This window comes from Larsenimonas rhizosphaerae, assembly GCF_023700005.1.
Classification (GTDB): domain Bacteria; phylum Pseudomonadota; class Gammaproteobacteria; order Pseudomonadales; family Halomonadaceae; genus Larsenimonas; species Larsenimonas rhizosphaerae.
Window position 1 is genome coordinate 91,489 of the sequence record NZ_JAMLJK010000003.1, and the last position, 25,118, is coordinate 116,606.

The following is a 25,118-nucleotide window of genomic DNA, read 5'->3' on the forward strand; positions in this document are numbered from 1 at the left end:
ATGTTCGGTTTTTTCAAACGCAAGAAACAAAAGCAGCAGGAACAGCACGAGCAGGATGTTCAGGATCAGGCGCAACGTGACGCCGAGGCTGCCGAGCAGTCCAGCGAGGAGCCTGCCCACGACAGCGTCCGGAAGGATGATACCGTTGCATCACCCGCAGCGCGGCACCATGACACGTCATGGGAAGAGGCGCTGAAGGATGCCAGGTCACCTGCGCCTGATGAATCTGCCCCCCCGGCCATCGACGAGCCTGAGCCCCCGGTGGAAACGCCACCGGTGGAAGAGCCGCCCGTCGAAGCCCCGCCGGTCAGGGAGCCCGAACATCATGCTCGAATAGCTCCCGAAAAGGGTGATGAAGCCTTGTCACCTCCTGAGGTCCCGGAGCAGCCTGTTTCGGAACCGGAACCGGAACCGGAACCGGAACCGGAACCTGCTCCCGAACCCGCGCCGGTCGTGTCGTCATCTCCCCGAGTGGATGACCTGCCGGCCATGTTTGATCCAGTCGAAACGGCCATGGAAGCTGATCCTTCCGAAACCGTCGAGCGCAAGGGCTGGTTCTCGCGTGTGCGTCAGGGACTGGGCAAGACCCGCAGCAACCTGACCGGGGGGCTTGCGACGCTGCTGCTCGGCAAGAAGCAGATTGACGATGATCTCCTGGAAGAGCTCGAAACACGGCTTTTGATGGCCGATGTGGGTATCGAGGCAACGACCGAGATCATGGATAACCTTTCCGAGCGGGTGTCGCGCCGGGAGCTCAATGATGCCGAAAACCTGTACAAGGCGCTGCAGGAGGAGCTGACTACCGTTCTGACGCCGGTGGCCCGGCCGCTCCGCCTGCCTGAAAAGGGGCAGGGGCCGTTTGTTATTCTGATGGTCGGAGTCAATGGGGTAGGCAAGACCACAACCATCGGCAAGTTGACCAGGCGCTATCAGGCCCAGGGGCGCAGCGTCATGCTGGCGGCCGGTGATACATTCCGTGCCGCCGCCGTAGAGCAGCTCAAGGTCTGGGGGGAGCGCAACAGTGTGCCGGTCATCGCTCAGCATACCGGTGCTGACAGTGCATCGGTGATTTATGACGGTGTGGCGGCGGCGAAGGCGCGGGGCGTGGATGTTCTGATTGCCGACACGGCCGGCCGGTTGCACAACAAGTCTCATCTGATGGAAGAGCTCAAGAAAGTGCAACGTGTCATGGCCAAGCTTGATGCCACGGCGCCGCATGAAGTCATGCTGGTGCTGGATGCCGGAACGGGGCAGAACGCCATCAGTCAGGCTGAAACCTTCAATGAGGCCATTCCGGTAACCGGAATTACGCTGACCAAGCTCGATGGCACGGCCAAGGGTGGGGTTATCTTTGCGCTGGCGAAACAGTTGGGTATCCCGATCCGTTACATCGGGGTGGGTGAAAGTCTGGATGACCTTCGTCCCTTCAAGGCTGACGATTTTGTGCAGGCCCTGTTTACTCAAGATGATCGCGAGTCATAGCCGATGATTGCCTTCGAACACGTAGGGAAGCGTTATGGAGGCCGTTTCGAGGCATTGGCGGATGTTAATTTTCGCCTGTCTCGAGGGGAGATGGTGTTTCTCACCGGGCATTCCGGAGCAGGGAAAAGCTCGGTATTGAAGTTGCTGACCTGCCTTGAGCGTCCCTCTCGTGGTCGTATTGTTGTTGCAGGTCATGATCTGGGGCAACTGGGAAGCGTCCGCATTCCCTTTTATCGCCGCCAGATCGGCGTGGTATTCCAGAACCATCAGCTGCTGTTTGATCGTACGGTCTTTGACAATGTGGCGTTGCCATTGTTGATTCAGGGAATGCCGGCCTCGGATGTTGCTCGCCGGGTTCGGGCTGCGCTTGACAAGGTCGGGTTGCTTCATCGGGAGCGAGCATTGCCGATTGAGCTGTCCGGCGGTGAGCAGCAGCGTATCGGTATCGCACGGGCCGTGGTTCACAAGCCGGCATTGCTGCTGGCGGATGAGCCGACCGGTAACCTGGATCCCCAGCTTTCTGCCGATATCATGCGCCTGTTCGAGGATTTCAACCGCATTGGCACTACCGTGTTGATTGCCAGTCATGATCTGGCACTGATTGCCCGGCTCAGGCATCGGGTATTAAGACTCAAGGATGGTCGGCTGATCGCAGACGAGAATGGATCATGAGTGAACGAATGTCTTCACGGCGTGGCGCCAATCAGCAGGCGCCTTCCTTTCTGCAGCAGCGCCGTGCGTGGCAGGCGCATCATCGACAGGTTGCACGCGACAGTCTGATCCGCTTGCGTCAGCGTCCCCTGGGTACCCTGATGACGTTGTTTGCGATTGCCGTGGCCCTGGTACTGCCGGCAACCCTGTGGCTGTTGCTGGGAGGCGCCCAGGTGCTGGATCGTAATCTCGAGGATACCGCGCAGTTGACCGTGTATCTGTCACCCTCGCTTGAAGAGGCATCTGCTCGGGAAGTGGCCGACAAGGTGCGTCAGCGCGCTGATGTGGGACGTGTAGAGCTGATCACCGCTGCGGAGGGATTGCACCAGTTTCAGGCATCCCTTGATCTGGGGGATGCCCTGCAGGGGCTGGATCATAATCCGCTGCCTGCCTCTCTGGTGGTTCAGCCTGTTACTCGCACGCCAGAGGCCGTAGCAGCACTGGCCATGCAATTGCGCCAGGTAAACGGGGTTGATGAAGCCAGCGCCGACATGCAGTGGCTTGAGCGTCTCAAGCAGCTTACCCGGTTGGGCCAGCGTATCGTGCTGGCCTTTGGCGCACTGTTTGCACTGGGGGTTCTGCTTATCGTTGGCAACACGATTCGTCTGGCGGTCGAAAATCGACGTGATGAAATTGAAGTGGTTACGCTGATTGGTGCAACACATGCCTTTGTCCGTCGCCCCTTTCTTTACAGCGGTGCCTGGCTGGGGCTTGGGGGAGGGATGCTGGCACTGGTGCTGCTGGCGGTCGGTATGGGGTGGCTCTCTTCACCGCTGTCTGCACTGGCGAGCAGTTATGGTACCGACTGGGAGCTTCCCGGGCTGGGGTTCGAGGGCTCACTGCTGCTGCTTGTATGCAGTACCGTGCTTGGCTGGCTTGGCGCATGGATTGCGGTAGGACGGCACCTGGCCCGAATGCGACCGCGCTAGGCATGCACGAATCGGTGCTGTCGCACTATGACATGGGTACGCTATACTGGAGAGTCAAGGGAACCTTATTCAAATGTTGTCCTCTAATGGGTAACGTAATAAAAGGCAACGGGGAGACCCAGTGCATATGAGTAATAGTCTTCAGCCTATCGGGAATCTGTCGCCGGGCAATGACCTGAACGGGTATATACAGATCGTCAATGGCATTCCGGTATTGTCGGCAGAAGAAGAGCATTCTCTGGCAGTGCGCCTGCATGATGAAGGTGATCTTGGCGCTGCGCGCCAGCTGGTCATGTCACATCTGCGCTTTGTCGTGTACATCGCACGGAGTTATTCCGGGTATGGCCTGCCTCAGGCCGACCTGATTCAGGAAGGTAATGTCGGCCTGATGAAGGCCGTCAAGCGATTCGATCCGGCACAGGGTGTGCGTCTGGTATCGTTTGCGGTGCACTGGATCAAGGCAGAGATTCATGAGTTTGTCCTGCGTAACTGGCGCATCGTCAAGGTGGCCACTACCAAGGCGCAGCGGAAGCTGTTTTTCAATCTTCGCAGCGCCAAGAAACGTCTGGCCTGGCTGAACAATGATGAAGTGGATGCCATTGCCGAGGATCTGAACGTCAAACCGGGTGTAGTGCGTGAGATGGAAAACCGTCTTTCAGCACATGATGCAGGCTTTGATGCATCACCCAGCGATGATGAAGAGCAGACCTGGCATGCGCCGGCCAATTATCTTGAAGATACGGCGACCAATCCGGCATCCATGCTGGAAAGTACCGACTGGGAAGAGGACTCCTCTCGTCGGCTTGCATCGGCACTGGCACGTCTGGACGAGCGTTCGCGGGATATCCTTCAGCAGCGTTGGCTGGCGGAGCAAAAGGCTACCCTGCATGAGCTGGCCGAAACCTATGAGGTATCTGCCGAACGAATACGTCAGCTTGAAAAGAATGCCATGAAAAAGCTCAAGGCTTTCATGGCAGAAGACGCCGAAGCAGCCTGATCGCCAAACGCTTCACGAGCCCGGCCCGACTGTTGCGCGTGCCGGGCTTTTTACGTATTCAATGTAATTTTTTGTTCAAAAGTCAGCGATAAGCCGTTCAGCCAAGTATGTTATGTAATCAAGGGCAATACTATGTATTTCCTGATTGGTAGAGGCATAACTTCTGGTGAAATCGACGCAGCGCAAGGTAAGCAAATCATCGCCATTTCAGTATGTGGCAATGAGATGGTCCAGATTGTGCCATCACATGGGCAGCCTGTGCTCTGCGATACCTCGTCGATCTGCGCTTCATGCCGATAGTCAGCGGGAAACACTCTCTGCAGCCATCATTGATAATCTGCCTGGCGGCGTATACCGCACGGATGCCTCTTCCAATACCCTGCTTTTCATGAGCCACGGTGCGCGTGAATTGATTGACGGCCAGCTGGATGAGCTGCTGGCCGATCAGACCCCCTTTGATGTATTGATTCATCCGGATGACCTTTGTCGCTGGCGAGGTGAGCTGGCGCATGCGGTGTCTGAAGGGCAGCGTCATGAAGTTCTGTATCGACTCAAGCCCGGTATCGGTCGCCATCACCCTCAGACCTGGGTGCTGGATCGCGGCGTTGTCATCAATGAGCGCGGGCGGCTGTTTCGTGAAGGCCTGTTGCTGGACATGACCTCTCACCAGCGTGTTCAACAGCATCTGGCCTATGTCGTGGATCATGATGCCGTGACAGGGCTATGGCAGCGTTTACCCTTTATCAACCACCTTGAGCAGTTTGCTGAGCGAGGCGAGGGCGCGCTTTTTTATCTTGATATTGTCCGGTATTCGTCGATCAACAATGAGCTGGGGCACCAGGCCGGTGATGAACTGCTCCATCAGGTGGCTCAACGGCTCAGCCAGTGCGTCAGTGAGTCTTCTGTCATGGCTCGCATGGGGGCAGATGAGTTTGCCGTATTCGTTCCGGATGCCGATCGCCAGCATGAAACAATGGCTCGTCTTTTGACCGTCCTGAAACCTGCCTATCAGATTGCCGGCCAGTTTCTGGCCATTGATATCAGTATTGGTCTGGCCCAGGCCAGTTCGTGCAGCGCTGATGTGCTCATTCGTCAGGCCAGACTGGCGCTTCAGTATGCGCGCGCCAATAACCAGATTAGTGGCGAGTTCGAGGCGGACCTTTCCCATATGGAGACCTGTCGCCTGCCCATGGAGCAGGCGTTGCGGGATGCACTGGCTCGTAATGAAATGGAAGTATATTACCAGGTTCAGGTCGATGCCTGCTCAGGGCAAATGGTGGGCGCCGAATCACTGATGCGCTGGCGCCATCCGGAGCTTGGAAATGTACCACCGGATTCGTTCATTCCTCTTGCCGAGGAAATGGGGTTGATCAATGCTCTGGGGCGCTGGAGTCTTGAGTGCGTGTGTCAGCAACTGGTGGACTGGGATCGCGTCGGGTTTTATATGCCGCGTGTGTCGGTCAATGTGTCGGCCCTGCAGTTGACCCCGGCCCTGATTGAAGAGGTTGAGCGTCTGCTCGACAGGCATGATCTGGCACCCTCGCGACTTGAGCTGGAGGTTACTGAAACACAGCTGATGCATGACCTGGCGCTGAGCCATACCATTCTTCAGACCCTTCGCGAGCGGGGCATTGCCATTGCGCTGGACGATTTCGGGACGGGGTACTCGTCGCTGGCCTATCTTGCTTCCCTGCCACTGGATCGTCTGAAAATTGACAAGCGATTTGTGGATGGTGTGCCGGACCGATTGCAGGAACGTGGAGTCATCACGGCCATTATCAGCATGGCGCTTGCTCTGGATCTTGACGTGATTGTCGAGGGCGTTGAAAGCAGGCGGCAATGGCATTATCTGCGAGACCACCAGTGCCGCACGCTTCAGGGGTATCTGTTTGGTGTCGCCATGCCGGCAGACGAATTCATGGCCTGCCGACAAGCCATTGCACAACAGCGCTAAAGCGCCATGTGGGCTCGTGGTGCGTGGAAAAGTGCCTGTGCAAGCACATCCCACTGCTCATTCCAGTGTTCACAGGGGCGGTGTCTGAACTGGCTGCGGGAGTAACGACTGATTCGGCCTTCCACCGTGACCATCATCAGGTGGGCACTGGCACTGGCGGTCATCGGTAATGCGATGTCATCTGTTGCCCGGGCGGTTCTCAGCAGGTGTTTCAACTGGGTTTCCATGCGCTCGAAGATCTGTTGCACTCGCGGGCGCAAACGCGCCAGCTCGCCGGTCAGTACCTCTCCTGTCAACAAGCGGCACATCCCGCGATTTTTTTCAGCGAAGTTCAACACCAGCGTCAGGATATGGTGGCAGCGCTGCGTTATATCCTCTGCCTCACGGGCGATAAGGTTGATGCGCTCAAACAGTACTTCATCGATATAGTCGAGCAGGGCATCGAACATCTTTGCCTTGCTGGGAAAATGGCGATAAAGCGCAGCCTCCGAAAACCCCACTTCCCGGGCCAGCTCGGCGGTCGTTATCCGTTGGTTACTGTCGCCCTCAAGCATGCCTGCCAGCGCCTGGAGTATCTGTTCCCGGCGGGCGGCGCCTTTTTTTGTCGGAGCCATAGCGCGTACATTCCCTGGCGTAAAATGGAGGGGTGTTCGGCAGGCAGTCTGCCGAACACCAGTCTCAGGTTTTGTCGGTAATCAGGGTGCCAACGCCTGAATTGGTGAAGATTTCCAGTAATATGGCGTGAGCTACCCGACCATCCACTATAACGGCGCTGGTTACCCCATTCTTGACGGCATCCAGTGCACAGCGGATCTTGGGCAGCATGCCGCCATAAATCACGCCATCCTCGATCAGGCTGTCAACGTCCTGCGTTGTCAGGCCGGTCATGACCTCGCCTTTGGCATTCATCAGGCCCGCGACGTTGGTCAACAGCATTAGCTTCTCGGCATTCAGGGCCTCGGCAACCTTGCCTGCCACCAGATCGGCATTGATGTTGTAGGAAGCGCCGTCATCATCGACTCCGATGGGAGCAATGACCGGGATATAGTCGGCCTGAGACAGCATGTCGATGAGGTCGGTGGAGATATGCTCCACTTCGCCGACATGCCCGATATCGATGATTTCCGGCGCAGCCATCTCGGGGCTGTAACGCTGCACCTTCAACTGTCGGGCCTTGATTTGGGCATTGTCCTTGCCGGTCAGACCGATGGCCTTGCCACCTGCCTGGTTGATCTGGTTCACGATGCTCTTGTTGACCAGACCACCCAGTACCATTTCCACCACGTCCATGGTCTGGGCATCGGTTACCCGCATGCCTTCCTCGAACCGGGATTCAATCTGAAGTCGCTCAAGCAGTTGTCCGATTTGCGGGCCGCCGCCGTGGACCACGATCGGGTTCAGGCCGACTTCCTTCAGCAGAACGATATCGCGGGCAAAGGAATCGATCAGGGTATCGTCGGTCATGGCGTTGCCGCCATATTTAACGACCACGGTCTTGCCGGAAAAGCGCTGAATGTAGGGCAGGGCCTCGGAAAGGATTCTAACGACCTCTCTCGGGTCGCGTTCTGGTGTGCTCATCATGTGTCCTGATTGGCGCGGGGTGGGTTAAACCATCAAAGCGGCTGCCGGAGACGACCTTTCATCATAACGAGGCGATATAACTCTCGCCAGGCGAGAGGGCTGGTTGCCTGTAGTGATCATCGCGTCCGGCAGGGTGCGGCGTAACGCGTTAAAAGCCTGGTGTGGCGTCGGGGGCCACCTTGAGCAGCGCCGTTCGAAAGCAGTCCTGAATTCTGTCCAGGGCGGCCTGAGAGGCGCCTTCAAACCTGAATACCAGCATGGGTGTCGTATTGGACGCTCGGCACAGTCCCCAGCCATCCGGATAGTCGACCCTCAGGCCATCAAGCGTCGTGCGAGTGCCATCATTGCCGAAGTCACCTTCCAGTGCGATGCGTCGGGCCAGGTCAAACTTGGTTGCATCGGTGACTTCAACATTGAGCTCGGCCGTGCCGAGGTCCTGTGGATAGCGGCTGAAAAAGGTATCGGCATCCTCTGACTGGCCGGCCAGTATCTCAAGAAGCCGTGCGGCAGCGTAAATGCCGTCATCAAAGCCGTACCAGCGTTCCTTGAAAAAGATGTGGCCACTCATTTCTCCTCCCAGATCCGCCCCGACCTCGTTCATGCGGGCCTTGATGAGAGAATGGCCGGTAAACCACATGTCCGGTTCACCGCCCAGGCGGGCAATCATGTCTGCCAGATGGCCTGTGCACTTGATGTCGAAGACGACCCGGGCACCCGGTTTGCGGGTCAACAGGTCTTCTGCCAGAGCCATCAGGAAGCGGTCTGGATAGATCACCTCGCCCCTGGGCGTAACGACACCGACCCGGTCGGCATCACCATCGAATGCGAGGCCGATATCGGCCCCGGTTTCCTGAACCATGGCAATCAGATCCTGAAGGTTTTCGACCTTGCCTGGATCCGGGTGATGATTCGGGAAGTGCCCGTCGATATCGTCAAAGAGCGGGATGGTATCCACGCCCAGGGAGGCAATCAGACGGGGGCCGAGTTCACCCCCCACGCCATTGCCGCAGTCGACTACGGCCTTGAGTGGTCGCTTGAGGTGAATGTCCTGACGAATGCGTTCCAGGTACGTGTCTCGAATGTCGTGAGACTCGCAATGGCCCTCGCCGGTGCTGAAGCGACCGTCACTGATGCGCTGATAAAGCCCCTGGATAGCCTCGCCGGACAGGGTGTGACCCCCGATCATGATCTTGAAGCCATTGTAGTTTGACGGGTTGTGGCTACCGGTAACGGCTACCCCGGAGTGAACGCCCTCCAGCGTATGAACCGCGAAATAAAGGACCGGCGTGGGAACTCGGCCAAGATCGATGACATCGACTCCTGTCGACAGCAGGCCTTCTGTCAGGGCCTGGAGCATGTCCGGGCCGGACAGACGCCCATCCCGTGCGACCACAATGCGGGATTCGCCCTGAGCCACCACCTCGCTGCCGATGGCCTGCCCGATCAGACGGGCGCCGGCAACAGTAAGGTCCTGGTCAATCACGCCTCGAATATCGTAGGCGCGGAAAATGGATTGGGGGATCTGGCTCACGGCGTCATCCTTGCAATGTCTCTTGTCGGGCGGGTCAGTGGCGGCCGGAATGGCCAAAGCCTCCGGCGCCGCGAATACTTTCTTCAAAATCGTCAACGAGGGTCAGTTCGGCCTGCATGACCGGCACCAGCACGTACTGTGCAATACGTTCACCGACATCAAGCGTGACTTCCTGCTGCCCACGATTCCACACCGAGATCATCAGTTCACCCTGATAATCCGAGTCGATCAGGCCCACCAGATTACCCAGGACAATGCCTTTTTTGTGGCCTAGTCCCGAGCGAGGCAGGATCATGCCGGCATAGCGTGCATCATCGATGTGTACGGCCAGTCCGGTGCGAACCAGCTCACATTCGCCCGGTGACAGTGTCAGCGGTGCATCAAGCAGGGCACGAAGGTCCATGCCGGCGCTGCCTTCAGTGGCATAATGCGGGAGGTCGAACCGGCGGACGCGGTCGTCGAGAATCTTTACCTTGAGCTGCGGGTGATCCATACGGAGTCCTGTCAGAGTGAAGCGGGGTGAGTGGCGTGAAACCTCACCAGAAGATGGTCCAGAATACCATGAGCCAGCGTCAGTTTGTCGGCGGTCGGCAAGGCCTGGTGGCAGTGTCGGCCGCTTTCCTGCCAGTGAAGCGTGACCGCATTGTCGTCGCTGCCGAACCCGAGTCCTTCACGTGACACATCATTGGCCACGACAAGGTCAAGACGCTTGCGTATCAGCTTGTCTTCGGCGTAGTGGGTCACGTTGCGGGTTTCGGCGGCAAAGCCGACCATGAACGGTGCATTGGCCCGATGGGCCAGCGTGGCAATGATATCCGGATTCTTGACAAGCGTCAGGGTCAGTGTGTCTTCATCAGGCCGCTTTTTGAGCTTGTGTTCTGCTGGGTGTTCAAGCCGGAAATCGGCTACTGCGGCGCAACCAATGAAGATATCCGCATGGTCGATGCACTGTTCTGCGGCATGCAGCATGTCAACAGCGCTTTCGACATCCTGTCGGTGTACTCCTTCCGGTGTGGGAAGTGCTACCGGCCCCGTAATCAGCGTGACATCGGCGCCCCGGCGCCTGGCTGCCAGCGCGAGCGAAAATCCCATCTTGCCACTGCTGTGGTTGCTCAGGTAGCGGACCGGATCAACGGCCTCTCGCGTAGGGCCGGCGGTCAGTACGACCCGCAGTCCCGCCAGATCGGCGAGGGGGGGCTCGGCTGCATCAAGCAATGCCGTGACAATGGCTTCAGGCTCCAGCATCCGGCCACTGCCGGTATCACCGCAGGCCTGTTCGCCGCTGTCCGGCCCTAAAAGGTGCCAGCCGTACTCTCGAAGGCGCTCGGTGTTACGCGTTGTGGCGGGATGTGCCCACATGGCCTGGTTCATGGCCGGGGCCATGTAGAGCGTGGCCTGGCTGGCCAGGCAAAGGGTGGTCAACAGGTCATCGGCCATGCCATTTGCCAGCCGAGCCATCAGATCGGCGGAGGCCGGGGCGATCAGAATACTGTCGGCCCAGCGAGCCAGTTCAATATGTCCCATGCCGGCCTCGGCTTCCGGGTCAAGCAGGGTGGTGCGTACCGGGTTTCCGGTCAGTGCCTGAAAGGTCAGGGGAGTGACGAAGGCCTGGGCACCGTCGGTCATCACGACACGGACCTCGGCTCCCTGCTTCTTCAACAGCCTTGCCAGTACGGCACTTTTGTACGCCGCGATGCCGCCACTGACGCCCAGAAGGATGCGGCGGCCGATAAGAGATGTCATGACATGTCCTGCTCATTGAATAATCCTTCGCTACCTTAGCACCAGCGCTTGTTGTACGTCATGGTGGCGCGACCGGGGAGGCTCGCTATGCTGGAAAGGGATTACATAACCGGAAGGGATCTTTCATGAAGCAACGTGTCCTGTCACCGATGGTGGGTACGCTGGTCGCGGGGTTGGTGCTGGCCGGGTGTGCCTCGGCACCGTCAGAACAGCAGTCGGCGCCATCCGAGTACAGTCTGTCGGATCTGAATGAGCAGCTGGTCATGGCCACGGCGTGGGTGCAGCACGCCGCTGAATACAAGGCACTGAGCTATCAGGCCTTTAATATTGCCCGAGACAGGCTTGATGACGCACTGGCTGGTCAGTCGCGTCACGACAAGCCCCTGGCGGTCGTCGTCGATGTTGATGAGACTCTCGTTGATAACATGGCCTTCGAGGCCTGGCTGGTGGGCAAGGATGAAGCCTATGGTAGTGAGCGCTGGCACCAGTGGATGAAGGCGCGTCAGGCGACGGCATTGCCGGGCGCTGTCTCGTTTTTGCAGTACGCGGATCGGCAGGGTGTTGATGTGTATTACATCACCAATCGTGATGAGGATGCATGGACCGATACCCAGGCGAATCTGGCCGCCCTGGGATTCCCGCAGCTGACACGCTCTCACCTGCTGCTCAAGTCCGGTAGTTCCGACAAACAGGCGCGTCGGGATCTGGTGACCTCGAGTCATCAGGTGGCGCTGATGATGGGCGATAATCTGGCTGACTTTAAGTCCATTTATGGCAGTGACCTGGCATCGGTACGCAATGAGGCCGTATTTGATGACCAGGCTCGTTTTGGTCGACGGTTCATTCTGCTTCCCAATCCGGTATACGGGGCCTGGGAGGCGGCATTGTACGACGGAGACTGGAGTTTGCCTCCCGATGAGAAGTCGGCCCACCGCAAGGCAGGGCTCAAGGCCTGGCAGCCTTCCGGCACCCCCTGACGTGTCCGGGTCGGCATGAATGTTCTACCTCGGCTGCCGATAAGCTCATGCAGATACTGTTGTCTTGCCGATGGATGAATGTACATGGGAATCTGTCACTGGCCGGAGGGAGAACGGCCTCGTGAAAAACTGATCGGCCTTGGCCCCGAGGCGCTCAGTGATGCCGAGTTGTTGGCCATCTTCCTGCGCGTCGGGGTCAAGGGGCGTTCGGCCGTTGACCTTGCGCGGGATCTGTTGAACGAGTTCGGCGGTCTTCGCCCTCTGCTGGGTGCTGATCAGGCGCGCTTTTGTCAGGCTCACGGGCTGGGCATCGCCAAGTATGTTCAGCTGCAGGCTGCTCTGGAGCTATCAAGGCGCCACCTTGAAACCCTTCTGGTACGCGGAGATGCGCTGACCTCTCCCATGCTGGTCAAACGGTTTTTGTCCGCACATCTTCGCGATCTGGGGCATGAAGTGTTTGCTGCCCTTTTTCTGGATACACAGCACCGGGTACTGCGGTTTGAAAAACTGTTTACCGGTTCCCTGTCCAGTGCCAGCGTATACCCTCGGGAGGTAGCCAAACGGGCACTGGCCCTTCATGCAGGTGCGGTTATCTTCGCGCATAACCATCCCTCTGGTGTGGCCGAGCCCAGTCAGGCGGACAGGGATATCACTCGTCACCTGAGTGATGCGCTGGCACTTCTTGATATTCGCGTACTCGATCATTTCGTCATCGGTGAGGGAGAAGTGGTATCCTTTTCCGAACGCGGCTGGCTATAGGTTTTTTAGCCAAAAAGGCAGTGTCGGCTTGCTGTCAGGTGGGGTGTCTGGTATAAAGTACGCCCTTTGAGTACAGGGCATAAGGCCGACGCCTGCCACTTCCCGGTTTGCCCGACACTATATCCCTTGTACCTAACAAGCTCATGGCTTACGGTTTTGGAGGCTTCCATGTCCCAGGTATGTCAGGTTACCGGTAAGCGTCCGGTGACCGGTAACAATGTTTCACACTCCCAGCGCAAAACCCGTCGTCGGTTTGTGCCCAATCTGCACAGCCATCGTTTCTGGGTTGAATCCGAAAAGCGTTTTGTCAAAATGCGTGTTTCCTCCAAGGGCATGCGTATCATTGACAAGAAAGGCATCGACACCGTGCTGACAGAAATGCGCAGCCGCGGCGAACGCGTCTAATTAAAACGATTTTTTTCGGAGTACGCTGATATGCGTGACAAGATCAAGTTGGTGTCCTCTGCAGGAACCGGTCACTTCTATACTACCAACAAGAACAAGCGTAATACGCCTGACAAGTTGGAATTCAAGAAGTACGACCCGGTTGTCCGCAAGCACGTCACTTATCGCGAAGCCAAGATCAAGTAATTAAATTACCTGATCCGCTTCGAAAAAAGGCCCGCTTTTGCGGGCCTTTTTGCATTCTGAACATTGTGTTCACCCCAGTTTGGCATTGGGTGCGAACCGGTCACGAATCTCTTCAGCGCTCTCTCGGGACAATTCCTTGTCCACGGTCTGGTCAATGCACTGCTGCAGGGATTTATCCATCTTCTGACGTAACGTGCCCAGAAATGAGGGCGCTGCAGCAATGATCAGTTTCTCGATCTTGCCCTGATCATGCGCCTGCTTCAAATACTCGGCCACATCAGATGCAAAAAACGCTTCATGCTTGTCGGATGTGGCATCCTCGTTACCTGTCTGGTGCCGATGAGGGCCCTTGCCTGACGCGCCCTTGCCACCGGTTCTCAAATCGCCCGTATGCTCACGACTTTCGGGATGCACCAGCGCTTCATGTTCCTTCATTGCGCCGTTATCTTCGGTAAAAATGCGTGCGCGGGCCGCATCGGCAACAACAATCATGGTCGTCATGTCGGTTCTCCTTAACCGGTCATCAGGATACTGCCATTACCTGAATCAGCCTGGTCGAGCGTGCGGGATAGGGCAACCTTCATGACGCAATCAATGCGCATTGCTGAGTCGTTCGATGTCTTCCATGTAATCCGCATCCTGAGCCATGCGTTCGTGAATACTGGACGTGCGTGACAGCATCTGCTCCATGTTGCCCCGGGATTGATCGGCTTCAGCGCGTGAATGGATAATCTCCTGCTGCATGCTGTCACCCTGTTGTGATACTTCCGACACCATGCTGCCCATCTGCTCGAGTTGTCGACTGACCGTATCGACCGAGCCCTGAACGGCGTTGATCACTTCCGTGATCTGAACCAGACTTTCCTGCGTCTTGTTGGCCAGTGAGCGAACTTCCTGGGCGACAACGGCAAAGCCTCGGCCGTGTTCACCGGCGCGTGCAGCTTCTACCGCTGCATTAAGCGCCAGCAGGTTGGTCTGCTGTGCTATACCGCCGATGGTGGCCAGTAGTTCCCGGGCCTGCGCGGCATTGTGATTGAGTTCCTTTATTCGCTCACCTACATCGGCTGACGCTGCACTGTTCAGGCTCATGTCGTGGGTAAAGCCTTCGACGCGCCGGGTAATGCTGTCCAGCATGTCGGTAAATCCGACAATGGAGGCCTGAAATTCCGGGAAATCATTGGTGACCTGTTCGGCAAAGTTTCTATAGTCGGTCAGGCTGGCAACCAGGGTCGATTTCATGTCGTTCATCATGTGAAGTCGCTTGAGCTCGGTCTCCCTGAAGTAATTCTGGAAGTTGGCGTAGTGCGTCACAAAATTATCGGTGTACTCGTCCCTGAATCCGGGGGCAGGGTCGTAAATCAGCAGTGCAGACAGGGTCTGGTTGATATTGACGCCCAGCAGCTCCCCAAAGGTCGAGAAGCCGCTGACCGGGTAACGGGAAAAGGTGTCCATGTGTGCCAGGGCGTTTTCGTTATTCAGCCTGCGCAGAATGCAGTCATTGAGAATGCCACCGACCAGCCGGCCCTTGCCCTGGTGATGATGCGCAAAATCCTCGGCGGTCTGTGCACAGAAGTCGGTAGGCTTGACCAGTACCAGCTCGTCTCCACAGGCGACATCACAGGCGAACTGCGCATGTCTGGCGGTGTAATCGAATTTCAGGATGGAGCGAATGAACAGCTCCCCCTGAATTCGAATGGCAAAGGTGTAGCGTTTAAGGTGTTCTTCCAGTCCGGATTCATCACACCGAAAGTGGGCGCACAGGGCGCTGATGAAATCGACCAGCCGGCCTGTCGACGGATCGATCACGTTGGTGAGGGTTCTAAGCTCGGGCTGGCTTTCTCCTACGGTAAACTGGGTGCGGGTTGCCTCGAAGTTCTGGCTCTTGAAAACCGAGTAGCGATACGGCTTTTTGAGCCGGACAAATGCAATCAGGGCGTGGTTATCAAATACGCCATCCCGATCGGCCAGGCAGGTTGTCGTGAAATCGAGCGGGCCGCCGGATGAGCCACCGACAAACATCACCGGAAAGCGACCACTGTCGTAGACGGCGCGCATCAGGAAGCTTTCGCTGTTGGACAGCCCGTCTACCAGTGGAATGGCCACAGTGTCGTGGTGATTCAGCGCAAAGGGGAGCTTGATGCGCTCGAGTTCCTGGCGGATTCGGTTGACACGCTGATCGGCGTCCATGGTGGGGTGGCCGTTTTTTATGTCTTCGCAGTGCAGTGGTACACGAGCAACATGAACCTGATCGACAAGGTCGGTATGCCATCCCTGCAGCACAATCGTATCCTTGCCCGGTGTAATATATATCGATTCACGTCCGTCACTGTGCAGCTCACCGGCGGTCATGCTCAGCATGAGTCCTGCTTCGGGCGCTGCTTCACGCAGTATTCGGCGTACCGGCTCAAGTTCGATACCTGCGGACACAAAGCCGAATATCACTCGCGCTCCCTTGAGTCTACGGGCCTGCTTTTCCAGGGCGTGCAGGGGCGTCCGGATGACAGTCACTTCCTTTTTAAGTGCGCCCCTGGTGGTCTTGTTGAACAGGTACTTCAGCATGAGTATCTCCCTGATACGCCGGGCGCGTTATGCGCCGCATGGTATATGCCCGATATATCGGCGTTGTAGTGATGCCCCTTGACGTCGTGTTTGAAATATTCGGTGGGATGGGTTGAAAAACAGGACCTTCGGACTAATCTCGTGGCTATATTGTTAGCATGCTTACAAAAGGATTGTCTGATGAGTCATCTGTTTACGCCCATCACGCTGGGTGACGTAACGTTGTCCAATCGCATCGTGGTGGCACCCATGTGCCAGTATTCAGCCGATAATGGCCTTGCTACGTCATGGCACATGATGCACCTGGGTCATCTGGCCATGTCCGGCGCTGGCATGTTGACCATCGAGGCGACAGCCGTATCACCGGAAGGTCGCATTACCGAAGGTGATCTGGGGTTGTGGTCGGACGCGCATCGTGATGCCTTGAAGCCCGTTGTCGATGCGATTCGCCATTATTCGAATCTGCCTCTGTCCATTCAGCTGGGGCATGCCGGCCGCAAGGCCTCCTGCAATGTTCCCTGGAAGGGTGGTTCATCCATTGCTCCTGATCAGACAGGGGGCTGGCAGACATGGGCTCCTTCCGCGCTTCCCTTTGCCGAGAGCGATCCAGTACCGACCGCCCTGACCGATGATGATATCAAGACCCTGAAGGCAGATTTTGTGGCCGCCGCACAACGTGCTGCGTCTCTGGGGATCGATGTGATCGAGCTGCACGCTGCTCATGGCTATCTGCTGCACGAGTTTTTATCGCCCTTGTCGAACCATCGTGAGGATGGCTATGGCGGTACACTCGAAAATCGGTTGCGGTTGGTGCTTGAGGTGTTCGAGGCAGTGAAGGAAGCCATTCCGGCGCAGATGGCGCTGGGGGTGCGTGTGTCCGCCGAGGACTGGGTAGAAGGCGGCTGGGATACTGATCAGACCATTGCACTGGCTAAGGCCCTTGAGGCCCGCGGTTGTCACTTTATTCATGTTTCCAGTGGCGGGTTGTCCGAGCATCAGCAGATTACGGCTGGTCCCAATTACCAGGTACCGATGGCCAGTCGGATCAAGTCGTCCGTCGATATGCCGGTGATCGCTGTGGGACTGATTACCGAGCCGGAGCAGGCCGAGGCAATCATTGGTACCGGGCAGGCCGATATGGTCGGGCTGGCACGTGCCATGCTGTTCAATCCCCGCTGGCCCTGGCACGCGGCGGCCGCGCTCAAGGCCCAGGTCAGGGTGCCCCCTCAGTATGAGCGCAGTGAACCACATGCGCTGAAGGGCCTTTTCAGCCAGTAAAATGGCCACATGCGCCCCTTATGAATGGCCCACCGGTCAGCCGGTGGGTTTTTTTGTGTTCGGGGTGGCAGGTCGCTTTCGGCTTGCTCACAATGACGCCGCATCATGAGGCGCCGGGCATGGGTATCGGGCCAGTACATCCAGACAGGAGAAGGGAAAGGCGGATGAGGGAGTTACCTGAGGGGGTGCGACCGGTCACGCGGCGTGGGTGGTGGTTTCTGGCGTTGTTTATCGGAGTGATCGGCCTGGGGCTCTGGCCGGTAATGGGGTGGGTGAATCGACCGATTATCGTCCTGGGATTGCCGGCTGTCGGGGCGTGGGCTTATCTGGTCGTGGCACTTTCTACGCTTGTCATGGTAGCCGGAAATCGTTGGCTGGTTGGGGATGATGATGACTGATACCGCCTTCCTGATCACGATCGGTTATCTGCTGGTGGCCATGACCCTGGGGCTTCTGGCACGCCGTGGCCATGCCATGACCCGGCTGGAGCAGTGGGGGGTCGCCGGACGAAGCATGGGACCGGTCATGCTTTATCTTCTGATCGGTGCCGGCAGTATCAGTGCTTATACCTTCATGGGCGCACCTGGCTGGGCATACAGCAAGGGCGTACCGGTCTTTTATGTCGTGATCTATCTGTCGTATCTGGCCATGGTGGCCTGGTACTTCGGACCGAAGGTCTGGCGGCTGGGTATTGAGTTTGGCCATGTCACCCAGGCCAGCGCCATTCGGGATCGATATCAAAGTCCGGCGCTGGGTGCACTGTCAGCGCTGGTCATGTCCATTGGTACGCTGGCGTATGCGGTTCTTCAGACCATCGGTGCGGCATATATTCTTAATGTCATGAGTCATGGTGCGCTGCCGGTCTGGATGGGCGTCTGGCTGGTGCTGGCGGTCATGGGGGTTTACCTGTTTATCAGTGGTCAGCGTGCCATCGGGTTGACCAACGCCTTTCAGGGGGCACTGATGCTGGTTGTTGCCTGGTGTACGGGGTTATGGGCGGTACATCAGTTCACCGGTCAGTGGGGGTTCGGCGCGGTTTTCGAGCGTTTTCAGACCGAGCGTCCTGCCTGGCTGACCCTGCCCGGCGCAGATGGCACCATGAGTTTTTCGTTCTGGACAACCTCGATCATCGTCTCGATGCTGTCATTCATGCCGCCGGTCTGGACTCAGTGGATGAGTGCCCGAAAGGCGCGAACCCTCCGGCGCAGCGCGACCTGGCTGCCGAGTTACTATGTGATTATCCTGCCGATGGTGGTGGTGGGGTTCATTGGTGTCTGGTCACTTCCGGATCTGGCGCGAGCCGATACCGTTGCGCTTCAACTGGCACTGACATCGATGCCACCGGTATTGACCGGCCTGCTGGGCGCCGGCACGCTGGCCGCCGCCATGTCGTCCTGTGAACCGTTTATACATTCAACGGCGCTGAGCTGGGCGAAGGATATTGCGCAGCCGCTGGTCGGTTTGGGTGATCGGGCAACCACCAGACTGGCACGCTGGCTACTGCTGCCTATCATGGCGGGGATTGTGGCTCCGGTGGCAATTACCGAGCCGTCCAATCTGATCATGATACTGCTGGTGGGACTGGGATTTGCCGCGCAGGTGCTGCCGGCCTTCATCGGCATCTTTCTATGGCCTCGGGCTACGCGGGCCGGGGTGATGGCTGGGATTCTGGCGGGCTTTGCCGTCACGGTCCTGTTTACTCTGGTATGGCGTAACCCTTTGGATATTCATGCGGGCTTCTGGGGGCTTTTACTGAATCTGCCGGTATTTGTCGGGGTCTCCCGGGTGACGAGGCCGACGGAAACGGCAGTAGTAGAGAGATTCTTTGTGATAGTTCGGCGCATGTAGCAGGCCTGGCAGGAATACAGAAACGGGCGCCAGTGGCGCCCGTTGTTCAGGTGCGAAAGGCATGATCAGGCATGCTGCTGACGATGCTTGCCTTCCTTGATCTCTTCAATCAACTTGTTGTTGAACGCGTAGAGGTCGTCCGGGGTTCGGCTGGTTACCAGCGCGCTGTCACAGATGACTTCAGCATCTTCCCAGTGCGCGCCTGCATTGATCAGGTCGCGGGAGACGGAGGCGACAGAGGTCATGCGGCGGCCTTCCACCACGCCTGCATTGATCAGGATCCATGGGGCATGACAGATGGCACCTACCGGCTTGCCCGCCTTGAAGAAGTCACGAACGAAGTTCAGTGCATCATCGTTGGTACGCAGGGTATCGGGATTGAAGAGCCCGCCCGGCAGCATCAGCGCGTCGTAATCAGCTGCACTGACATCATCAAGCGTCTTGTCGACCATGTAGTCTGTTCCCCAGTCCGTCTCGGCCCAGGCAGTAATGCTGCCGGACGCTGGCGCGACGACGTGAACAGTCATGCCCTGTGCTTCCAGTGCCTTTTTGGGTGACGTCAGTTCGGCTTCCTCGAACCCGTCAGTGGCAAGAATGGCAATAGTCGTATTTTTAAGATCAGTCATGTAGTGACTCCCTTGTATCGTCCGTGATGAGGGGAATTATGCGTGTTGATCCGTGTGGCGGCCTTCATCGATTTCCTCGATGAGCTTGCTGCAGAACGCATCCAGATCTGCCGGCTTGCGGCTGGTCACCAGCCCGTTGTCGCATACGACTTCACTGTCTTCCCATTCCGCGCCGGCATTGATCAGGTCCTGGGCCACGGAGGGGATCGATGTCATGCGACGGCCTTCCACCACGTCTGCATTGATCAGTATCCAGGAGGCATGGCAGATGGCGCCGACCGGCTTGCCGGCCTTGAAGAAGGCGCGTACGAATGCCAAGGCCTTGTCATTCTGGCGAAGCGTATCCGGATTGATGACACCGCCGGGCAGCATCAGGGCGGCATAATCATGCTCGCTGACTTCGTCCAGCGTTTTGTCGACCGGGTATTCATCACCCCAGCAGGTTTCGGCCCATGCTCGAATGTTGCCACCTTTCGGCGCGACAACGTGCACATCGATGCCTGCGGCATCCATTTCAGCCTTTGGTACGGCCAGTTCGGATTCTTCAAAACCATCGCTTGCAAGGATGGCAACGCGAATACCGTTGAGTGATTGGGTCATGAGACAACTCCTTGTGTCATGTCTTTATCGTGGATAAACGGCGCGGAGTCCTTCCGCGCCTGGTGGTCAGTTATTCGTTGCGTGTCGGGGGCGCCATGAACTCGGGGCCGACCGGGTCCGTGATGCATTCATTCAGAATGGCATCAATATCGCGTTTGGCCTGCTGATCCAGCGACCAGCCCATTACCTTGCTGGCCGGATCAAGCTGGTCAGGGCGGCGAGCGCCCCACAGGGCGATGGATACACCTTCCTGGTCAAGAAGCCAGCGCAGCGAGAGTTCCAGCACTGTTTTGTCATAGCGCTCGCGGGCATAGTCATCCAGACGGCTGACAGCAGAAAGGTACTGCTCGAAGCGTCCCTTCTGGAATTTCGGATCGTTGCTGCGAAGGTCATCACTGTCAAAGGTGGTGTCGGCCTTCATCTTGCCGGACAACAGTCCGCGGCACAGGGCGCCGTAGGTCAGTGTACCGATACCGGCCTGATGCGCTGCCGGAAGGATGTCCTGTTCGATGTCGCGCTCGAACAGGTTGTAAGGCGGCTGAATAGTGCTGAGCGGGCAGATTTCATTGAAGGCATTCATCTGCTCTACATTGAAATTACTGACCCCGACAGCGCGGATCTTTCCTGCCTGCTTGAGTGATTTCAGCGTGTCGGCTGCTTCCTCAATATCGCGGGTGGGGTCCGGCCAGTGCAGCTGATACAGGTCGATGTAGTCGGTTTGCAGGCGAGACAGGCTGTCATTGATCTCCTGTTCGATCCGCGCTCTGCCGGCATCGCGAAACACGGATTCATCATCGCGCCAGTTGAGGCCGCACTTGGTCGCAAGTAATACCTGATCACGCAGACCGTGCTGTTTCAGCGCCTTGCCGACCAGGCGCTCTGATTCGCCAAACCCGTAAACGGCTGCTGTATCAATGGTGGTAATGCCGCGCTCGACGGCACTGCGAACGGTGTCGATGGATTGCTTCTCATCGGTACCGCCCCACATCCAGCCGCCAATTGCCCAGGTGCCCAGCGCAATTCGGCTGCCACTCAGGTCACTGTTTGGCAGGGTAATTGTTTCCATCGTGTCCTCCATGATCGATAGCATCCTTATTACTTTAGAAGACTTGTGGCTGTTCTGCCTGGCCTTTGCAGTAGTGGGTGGGGATATGGCGCGCCCCCTTCAAGGGGGGGGCGCAGGTTACTGATACACTGCCCATGAACATAACGGTTTCGGGGTGGCAGGATGAATGAAGACATGATGCTACTGATGGCGGGGCTGGGCGGGACCGTGCTGGGGGCGCTGGTACCGGTCTGGATCATCGGCCGCTGGCTCGGCGCGGCCCGACAGGAAAATGAATTACTTCGCTCACGGCTTGAGCACAGCGAGCATGAACGGATTGAAAACGAACGATATCTGGCGGAGCGGGATATTCTGCTCGAGCAGACGGGTGCCCACCTGCGAGAGGCTCGTCAGGCTGATGCCGAGGCGCGCCGGATGCTCAAGGATAGTGAGCAGGTGCGCCATGAGCAGGCCTCCGAGCTGTCGGTATTGAAATCCAGGTGGCAGCAGGCCGAAGCCCACCATCAGACTCAGATACAAACGCTCGAGCAGGCACGTGATGCCCTGTGTCATGAGTTCGAACGACTGTCGGCACGTATTTTTGAAGAGCGCCACCGTCAGTTCAATGATCAAAGTCGCCAGAGCCTGGAAGCGCTGCTTCAGCCATTTCGGGAACAGGTCGGACAGTTTCAGTCTCGGCTGGAGGTATTGCATGGCGAGGATCGTCGCGAACAGACGCGCCTGAGTGCCCAGTTGACGCAGCTTGCCGAACTCAATCACCAGATGAGTGAGGACGCGGCCAGTCTGACGCAGGCCCTCAAGGGTGACAAGAAGCGTCAGGGCAACTGGGGTGAAATGCTGCTGGAGTCCGTACTGGAGCGCTCGGGGCTGAGAAAGGACAAGGAGTATCGGTGCGAGGTGTCCTTCAAGGGAGAGCAGGGCCGGCGTGGGCGCCCTGATGTGATTATTGACCTGCCGGAAGGACGTCACCTGATTGTGGATGCCAAGGTCTCGCTGGTCGATTATCTGACGTGGACGCGCGCTGAAGACGACGCCGAGCGTACCGCAGCGCTCAAGCGCCATCTTCAGGCGGTTCGACAGCATGTCGAGACGCTGTCGGCCAGGGATTATCCGGCGCTGGAAGGAATCAGATCACCGGATATGGTCTTTCTGTTCATGCCCGTTGAACCGGCATTTTCGCTGGCCTTCGAGCACGACCCTGGCCTGTTTCAGTACGCATTTGATCGGCAGATCGTGCTGGTCACGCCGACCACGCTACTGGCCAGTTTACGCACGGTTGCCAATTTATGGCGACTGGAGCATCAAAATGAAAATGCCAGAGCCATTACCGAGCGCGCCGAGCGTCTGCTCGACAAGTTTCAGGGCTTTGTGTCCAGCCTGGACGATCTGGGTGAGCACCTGGAGCGCGCCGGACGCAGCCACCAACAGGCGCTCAAGCGACTATCGGATGGGCAGGGCAGCCTTGTCAGTCAGGCAGAGCAGCTCAGGGCGCTGGGCGTGCGTGAGCGCCATCAGCGTTGAATTTACTCCCTTGCCGGCAATTTGCCGGTTGAAGGACGGTGGGGCAACGTGAACAGGATGCTGCCCGGGCCGCTCATCAACCATTTGTGCAGGGTCAGGCACATTATGCTGATCAGTGCAGTCAGCAGGAACGGCAGAATTATTATAATGGCTTCACCCAGCACTCCCTGTTCCCCGACGGGTTCATAAACATTCAAGGTGTCGATCAGCTGGATGATTATCTGGATAAGAATAAAATGTATAACATAAACCGGAAGCGTATTCTGGCCGATTCGTTTCAATAACGTCATTTTAAAATAACGTGAAAGCAGCGATAAAAGATCGATGGCAGCAAAGATCATCATGAAGGCCAATACCATCCGGAAGCCGGGAGCACGCATCAAACTGAACTTTGAAGCGAGCCCAAGGAGTAATAAGGATATTAGTGTTGTGGCCAAAAAACGCGGTGTGCTGAATGCCTTGAACCTGGAGTTGATTTGTTCCTTGAATGCATAACCGGCTACGAAGAAAATAATATTCTGTCCAATGCTTCTTAAATTCCAGCTTTCGATGAAGGTGTCGGCATAAATTGAAGCCACGACGGCCAGGCCGACAAGAATTATTTTTGAATGATGAATTATTTTGGAAAATATAAAGTAAAGAACCAGTGCATACAGGTACCAGGTTGCACTTTCACCGGTAAGAAAGTCATGCGTTAACGTGGCGAGGTTGAACGCAGGATCGCGAGGCATGATATCCGGGTTGCCAAGATGGAATACCAGCAGAGCAGTTATCCACTGCAGGATAAACCAGACAAGGTAGATCCATGAAATATTCGCTATGCGTCCGTGAAATACGCTGCCCCAGGATTTCCTGTCTATGGCAGACGCGGCCAGAAAGCCTGAAACAAGAAAGAACAGGGGCACTCTTAAAGGAACAAGTACCGTAGCCAATATGACAAGAATCCTGTGGCTATAAAGGTCACCAAGAAATTGCTCGTCGAGGCAGAATATTATCGTGTGATAAAAAACGATTAGAAGAATACTTGCGCCCTTTACGGCATCAATCCATTCAAGTCGCTTGGGGTCGGCAGACATTTTTAAGCTCTCTGGCATATCCGTGTGGTGATCAGTATTTTTTAATTTAACATGAATCAATATAGTTCCTTGTGCCGCATCAACTTTCCGTGAAATATAATCGTCTCCTTGTTTTCAGGATGCTGTGATTGTCGTTGAAAGGGTCAGGCATGATAAAGAACTGCCCGGTCGCGGCCAGTGCTCTTGGCCTTGTAAAGACGCTCATCAGCCAGCGCGATGACCTTGTCGATGTCCCTGCTTTCCGATGAAAGACTGATACCAATCGAAACGGTCATGGTGAGGAGGGTGTTGTCGTGCTTGAACGGGTTGACCGCCAGGGTATTACGAATGGCCTGACTGGTCTGCAATGCCTGTTCCGGGCTGGCGTCGTGTAATAACAGAAGAAATTCTTCACCGCCATAACGGCTCAGGACATCTCGATTACGCTGATTATGCTGCTTCAGAAGCCGTGTGACATGTACAAGAACCTGATCACCTACTTCGTGTCCGTGGGTGTCATTGATGGTCTTGAAATGATCAAGGTCCAGCAGCAGGAGCGCAAACGCCTGCCTGCGCTGCTGCAGGCGATTCACGGCAAGGTAGAAGGCGCGTCGGTTAAGGGTATGCGTCAGGGGATCGATATCAGCATCCTTTCCCAGCAGCTCAACCAGCGTGCGTATTCGCGTCATTATAAAGGCCAGCATGATGACGGTCATCAGCAGGTTATAAAGCTTGATGAAGCCCAGCGTGCCAGAGTCCATGGTGACCCATGGCGGGGGAGCCAGGGACGTCAGGAGGGTGGCGATGGCACAGACGGTAATCAGCCCCACCATGACCCTGCGTGCCAGTGGCCATACGCTGCTGGTCACTGCTGATACCAGCAGTGGGAAATAAAAGTATTCGATGCCGCTGTCTTTACCAAACGCTATATAGCCCACAACCACAATACCCAGACAGGTCGACAGGGACATGAGCTGTGACAGTCTGAGATGCCCGTACTGCAGCAAAAGCTGGGAATAAAGTACCAGAACCGATGCCATTGCGTGGAAGGGCCAGAGCAGGGGCGCAACGAAAAGATCCAGCACCAGATAGGGTACCAGCGTCAGCAGGGCGAGAATATTGGCGTACCAGAACGTGGTGTAAAGACGTAGCTGGAGCGATGTCAGCGAGGCGGGGGGATACTTGGGAAACATGTGTTTCAACATGTTGTGGCGCCCTGTTGAAACCAGCGGTCGCCGGTGAAGGAACTCATTCTAATTAGATAAAGCTAACATGATTCGGTGATAAAGTGGAGATGATAATGTGCTTGT

Annotated in this window: 24 protein-coding genes and 1 pseudogene; 13 read left to right on the plus strand and 12 right to left on the minus strand. The window is 56.8% G+C overall.

Translation table 11 applies throughout. The annotated features are described in order from the left end of the window. The 5 genes from ftsY (at position 1) to NAT21_RS12515 (ending at position 6,073) form a co-directional block, all read left to right on the plus strand. A complete protein-coding gene (gene ftsY, locus NAT21_RS12495) occupies positions 1-1,482 on the plus strand; it encodes a signal recognition particle-docking protein FtsY (RefSeq protein WP_250938889.1) in 1,482 nt (493 codons plus the stop codon). 3 nt (positions 1,483-1,485) lie between these two features. After that, on the plus strand, positions 1,486-2,154 hold the full coding sequence (ftsE, locus tag NAT21_RS12500; RefSeq protein WP_250938890.1) for a cell division ATP-binding protein FtsE: 669 nt from the start codon (positions 1,486-1,488) through the stop codon (positions 2,152-2,154). After that, positions 2,151-3,122, plus strand: a complete 972-nt coding sequence (ftsX, locus tag NAT21_RS12505) for a permease-like cell division protein FtsX (protein ID WP_250938892.1) — start codon at positions 2,151-2,153, stop codon at positions 3,120-3,122. Before ftsE ends, ftsX begins: the two co-directional genes overlap by 4 nt. A gap of 127 nt (positions 3,123-3,249) precedes the next feature. Further along, positions 3,250-4,119: an RNA polymerase sigma factor RpoH gene (gene rpoH / locus NAT21_RS12510; RefSeq protein ID WP_250938894.1), complete on the plus strand. Its 870-nt coding sequence runs from the start codon at positions 3,250-3,252 to the stop codon at positions 4,117-4,119. A 220-nt stretch (positions 4,120-4,339) separates the two neighbouring features. Beyond that, positions 4,340-6,073 (plus strand): putative bifunctional diguanylate cyclase/phosphodiesterase, encoded by a 1,734-nt coding sequence (locus NAT21_RS12515; protein ID WP_250938896.1) that lies wholly within the window; start codon positions 4,340-4,342, stop codon positions 6,071-6,073. Here NAT21_RS12515 and slmA read toward each other — a convergent pair. The 5 genes from slmA to coaBC form a co-directional block, all read right to left on the minus strand. Further along, positions 6,070-6,687, minus strand: a complete 618-nt coding sequence (gene slmA / locus NAT21_RS12520; protein WP_250938898.1) for a nucleoid occlusion factor SlmA — start codon at positions 6,685-6,687, stop codon at positions 6,070-6,072. The two genes, NAT21_RS12515 and slmA, sit on opposite strands and share 4 nt — an antisense overlap. 64 nt (positions 6,688-6,751) lie before the next feature. Then, complete coding sequence (gene argB / locus NAT21_RS12525; protein WP_250938899.1) at positions 6,752-7,651, minus strand: acetylglutamate kinase; 900 nt, start codon at positions 7,649-7,651, stop codon at positions 6,752-6,754. 151 nt (positions 7,652-7,802) lie between these two features. Continuing rightward, on the minus strand, positions 7,803-9,185 hold the full coding sequence (locus tag NAT21_RS12530; protein ID WP_250938900.1) for a phosphomannomutase/phosphoglucomutase: 1,383 nt from the start codon (positions 9,183-9,185) through the stop codon (positions 7,803-7,805). Between the two features lie 34 nt (positions 9,186-9,219). Next, positions 9,220-9,678, minus strand: a complete 459-nt coding sequence (gene dut / locus NAT21_RS12535) for a dUTP diphosphatase (protein ID WP_250938901.1) — start codon at positions 9,676-9,678, stop codon at positions 9,220-9,222. Between the two features lie 11 nt (positions 9,679-9,689). Further along, a complete protein-coding gene (gene coaBC / locus NAT21_RS12540) occupies positions 9,690-10,928 on the minus strand; it encodes a bifunctional phosphopantothenoylcysteine decarboxylase/phosphopantothenate--cysteine ligase CoaBC (protein WP_250938902.1) in 1,239 nt (412 codons plus the stop codon). 125 nt (positions 10,929-11,053) lie between these two features. Here coaBC and NAT21_RS12545 point away from each other — a divergent pair, with 125 nt between their 5' ends. The 4 genes from NAT21_RS12545 (at position 11,054) to rpmG (ending at position 13,255) form a co-directional block, all read left to right on the plus strand. After that, entirely contained in the window at positions 11,054-11,905 is an 852-nt protein-coding gene (locus NAT21_RS12545) for a 5'-nucleotidase, lipoprotein e(P4) family (protein WP_250938903.1), read from the plus strand. 84 nt (positions 11,906-11,989) lie between these two features. Further along, a complete protein-coding gene (gene radC, locus NAT21_RS12550; protein WP_250938904.1) occupies positions 11,990-12,664 on the plus strand; it encodes a RadC family protein in 675 nt (224 codons plus the stop codon). Between the two features lie 168 nt (positions 12,665-12,832). Continuing rightward, positions 12,833-13,069 carry a 50S ribosomal protein L28 gene (gene rpmB, locus NAT21_RS12555; RefSeq protein ID WP_250938905.1) on the plus strand — a complete coding sequence of 79 codons (237 nt, stop codon included), beginning with the start codon at positions 12,833-12,835 and terminating at the stop codon, positions 13,067-13,069. A gap of 30 nt (positions 13,070-13,099) precedes the next feature. Continuing rightward, positions 13,100-13,255 (plus strand): 50S ribosomal protein L33, encoded by a 156-nt coding sequence (gene rpmG, locus NAT21_RS12560; protein WP_250938906.1) that lies wholly within the window; start codon positions 13,100-13,102, stop codon positions 13,253-13,255. Positions 13,256-13,324: 69 nt separating this feature from the next. Here rpmG and NAT21_RS12565 read toward each other — a convergent pair whose 3' ends face one another. Next, positions 13,325-13,756 (minus strand): host attachment protein, encoded by a 432-nt coding sequence (locus NAT21_RS12565; protein WP_250938908.1) that lies wholly within the window; start codon positions 13,754-13,756, stop codon positions 13,325-13,327. A 90-nt stretch (positions 13,757-13,846) separates the two neighbouring features. Further along, positions 13,847-15,682, minus strand: a pseudogene (locus NAT21_RS15530) (methyl-accepting chemotaxis protein); the annotation flags it as partial. A gap of 312 nt (positions 15,683-15,994) precedes the next feature. On the opposite strand from NAT21_RS15530, the gene NAT21_RS12580 reads away from it, so the two are divergent. From NAT21_RS12580 to NAT21_RS12590, 3 genes are all read left to right on the plus strand, one after another. Then, positions 15,995-17,092, plus strand: coding sequence for an NADH:flavin oxidoreductase/NADH oxidase (locus NAT21_RS12580; protein ID WP_250938909.1), 1,098 nt, complete (start codon positions 15,995-15,997; stop codon positions 17,090-17,092). 164 nt (positions 17,093-17,256) lie between these two features. Continuing rightward, the gene (locus tag NAT21_RS12585; protein WP_250938910.1) at positions 17,257-17,490 is read left to right on the plus strand and encodes a hypothetical protein; all 234 of its coding nucleotides are present in this window, start codon (positions 17,257-17,259) and stop codon (positions 17,488-17,490) included. Beyond that, positions 17,480-18,940 carry a sodium:solute symporter family protein gene (locus NAT21_RS12590; protein WP_250938911.1) on the plus strand — a complete coding sequence of 487 codons (1,461 nt, stop codon included), beginning with the start codon at positions 17,480-17,482 and terminating at the stop codon, positions 18,938-18,940. The genes NAT21_RS12585 and NAT21_RS12590 overlap by 11 nt, the downstream gene beginning before the upstream one ends. Before the next feature lie 65 nt (positions 18,941-19,005). Here the strand turns inward: NAT21_RS12590 and NAT21_RS12595 are convergent, their stop codons facing one another. The 3 genes from NAT21_RS12595 to NAT21_RS12605 form a co-directional block, all read right to left on the minus strand. Then, positions 19,006-19,566 (minus strand): type 1 glutamine amidotransferase domain-containing protein, encoded by a 561-nt coding sequence (locus NAT21_RS12595; RefSeq protein ID WP_250938912.1) that lies wholly within the window; start codon positions 19,564-19,566, stop codon positions 19,006-19,008. A gap of 36 nt (positions 19,567-19,602) precedes the next feature. Further along, a complete protein-coding gene (locus NAT21_RS12600) occupies positions 19,603-20,166 on the minus strand; it encodes a type 1 glutamine amidotransferase domain-containing protein (RefSeq protein ID WP_250938913.1) in 564 nt (187 codons plus the stop codon). A gap of 70 nt (positions 20,167-20,236) precedes the next feature. Continuing rightward, on the minus strand, positions 20,237-21,244 hold the full coding sequence (locus tag NAT21_RS12605; protein WP_284732796.1) for an aldo/keto reductase: 1,008 nt from the start codon (positions 21,242-21,244) through the stop codon (positions 20,237-20,239). A gap of 162 nt (positions 21,245-21,406) precedes the next feature. Here NAT21_RS12605 and NAT21_RS12610 point away from each other — a divergent pair, with 162 nt between their 5' ends. Then, a complete protein-coding gene (locus NAT21_RS12610) occupies positions 21,407-22,753 on the plus strand; it encodes a DNA recombination protein RmuC (protein WP_250938914.1) in 1,347 nt (448 codons plus the stop codon). Positions 22,754-22,755: 2 nt separating this feature from the next. Here the strand turns inward: NAT21_RS12610 and NAT21_RS12615 are convergent, their stop codons facing one another. Together NAT21_RS12615 and NAT21_RS12620 are read right to left on the minus strand one after the other, a co-directional pair. Next, positions 22,756-23,829 (minus strand): acyltransferase family protein, encoded by a 1,074-nt coding sequence (locus NAT21_RS12615; protein WP_250938915.1) that lies wholly within the window; start codon positions 23,827-23,829, stop codon positions 22,756-22,758. A gap of 143 nt (positions 23,830-23,972) precedes the next feature. Further along, positions 23,973-25,013 (minus strand): GGDEF domain-containing protein, encoded by a 1,041-nt coding sequence (locus NAT21_RS12620; protein WP_250938916.1) that lies wholly within the window; start codon positions 25,011-25,013, stop codon positions 23,973-23,975. Between the last annotated feature and the right edge of the window lie 105 nt (positions 25,014-25,118).

What these genes read in the sequence shown, in the direction of transcription:
- ftsY (WP_250938889.1), top strand. Translation starts at nt 1, where the DNA reads ATGTTCGGTTTTTTCAAACGCAAGAAACAAAAGCAGCAGGAACAGCAC.
- ftsE (WP_250938890.1), top strand. Translation starts at nt 1,486, where the DNA reads ATGATTGCCTTCGAACACGTAGGGAAGCGTTATGGAGGCCGTTTCGAG.
- ftsX (WP_250938892.1), top strand. Translation starts at nt 2,151, where the DNA reads ATGAGTGAACGAATGTCTTCACGGCGTGGCGCCAATCAGCAGGCGCCT.
- rpoH (WP_250938894.1), top strand. Translation starts at nt 3,250, where the DNA reads ATGAGTAATAGTCTTCAGCCTATCGGGAATCTGTCGCCGGGCAATGAC.
- NAT21_RS12515 (WP_250938896.1), top strand. Translation starts at nt 4,340, where the DNA reads ATGAGATGGTCCAGATTGTGCCATCACATGGGCAGCCTGTGCTCTGCG.
- slmA (WP_250938898.1), bottom strand. Translation starts at nt 6,687, where the DNA reads ATGGCTCCGACAAAAAAAGGCGCCGCCCGCCGGGAACAGATACTCCAG.
- argB (WP_250938899.1), bottom strand. Translation starts at nt 7,651, where the DNA reads ATGAGCACACCAGAACGCGACCCGAGAGAGGTCGTTAGAATCCTTTCC.
- dut (WP_250938901.1), bottom strand. Translation starts at nt 9,678, where the DNA reads ATGGATCACCCGCAGCTCAAGGTAAAGATTCTCGACGACCGCGTCCGC.
- coaBC (WP_250938902.1), bottom strand. Translation starts at nt 10,928, where the DNA reads ATGACATCTCTTATCGGCCGCCGCATCCTTCTGGGCGTCAGTGGCGGC.
- NAT21_RS12545 (WP_250938903.1), top strand. Translation starts at nt 11,054, where the DNA reads ATGAAGCAACGTGTCCTGTCACCGATGGTGGGTACGCTGGTCGCGGGG.
- radC (WP_250938904.1), top strand. Translation starts at nt 11,990, where the DNA reads ATGGGAATCTGTCACTGGCCGGAGGGAGAACGGCCTCGTGAAAAACTG.
- rpmB (WP_250938905.1), top strand. Translation starts at nt 12,833, where the DNA reads ATGTCCCAGGTATGTCAGGTTACCGGTAAGCGTCCGGTGACCGGTAAC.
- rpmG (WP_250938906.1), top strand. Translation starts at nt 13,100, where the DNA reads ATGCGTGACAAGATCAAGTTGGTGTCCTCTGCAGGAACCGGTCACTTC.
- NAT21_RS12565 (WP_250938908.1), bottom strand. Translation starts at nt 13,756, where the DNA reads ATGACGACCATGATTGTTGTTGCCGATGCGGCCCGCGCACGCATTTTT.
- NAT21_RS12580 (WP_250938909.1), top strand. Translation starts at nt 15,995, where the DNA reads ATGAGTCATCTGTTTACGCCCATCACGCTGGGTGACGTAACGTTGTCC.
- NAT21_RS12585 (WP_250938910.1), top strand. Translation starts at nt 17,257, where the DNA reads ATGAGGGAGTTACCTGAGGGGGTGCGACCGGTCACGCGGCGTGGGTGG.
- NAT21_RS12590 (WP_250938911.1), top strand. Translation starts at nt 17,480, where the DNA reads ATGATGACTGATACCGCCTTCCTGATCACGATCGGTTATCTGCTGGTG.
- NAT21_RS12595 (WP_250938912.1), bottom strand. Translation starts at nt 19,566, where the DNA reads ATGACTGATCTTAAAAATACGACTATTGCCATTCTTGCCACTGACGGG.
- NAT21_RS12600 (WP_250938913.1), bottom strand. Translation starts at nt 20,166, where the DNA reads ATGACCCAATCACTCAACGGTATTCGCGTTGCCATCCTTGCAAGCGAT.
- NAT21_RS12605 (WP_284732796.1), bottom strand. Translation starts at nt 21,244, where the DNA reads ATGGAGGACACGATGGAAACAATTACCCTGCCAAACAGTGACCTGAGT.
- NAT21_RS12610 (WP_250938914.1), top strand. Translation starts at nt 21,407, where the DNA reads ATGATGCTACTGATGGCGGGGCTGGGCGGGACCGTGCTGGGGGCGCTG.
- NAT21_RS12615 (WP_250938915.1), bottom strand. Translation starts at nt 23,829, where the DNA reads ATGTCTGCCGACCCCAAGCGACTTGAATGGATTGATGCCGTAAAGGGC.
- NAT21_RS12620 (WP_250938916.1), bottom strand. Translation starts at nt 25,013, where the DNA reads ATGTTGAAACACATGTTTCCCAAGTATCCCCCCGCCTCGCTGACATCG.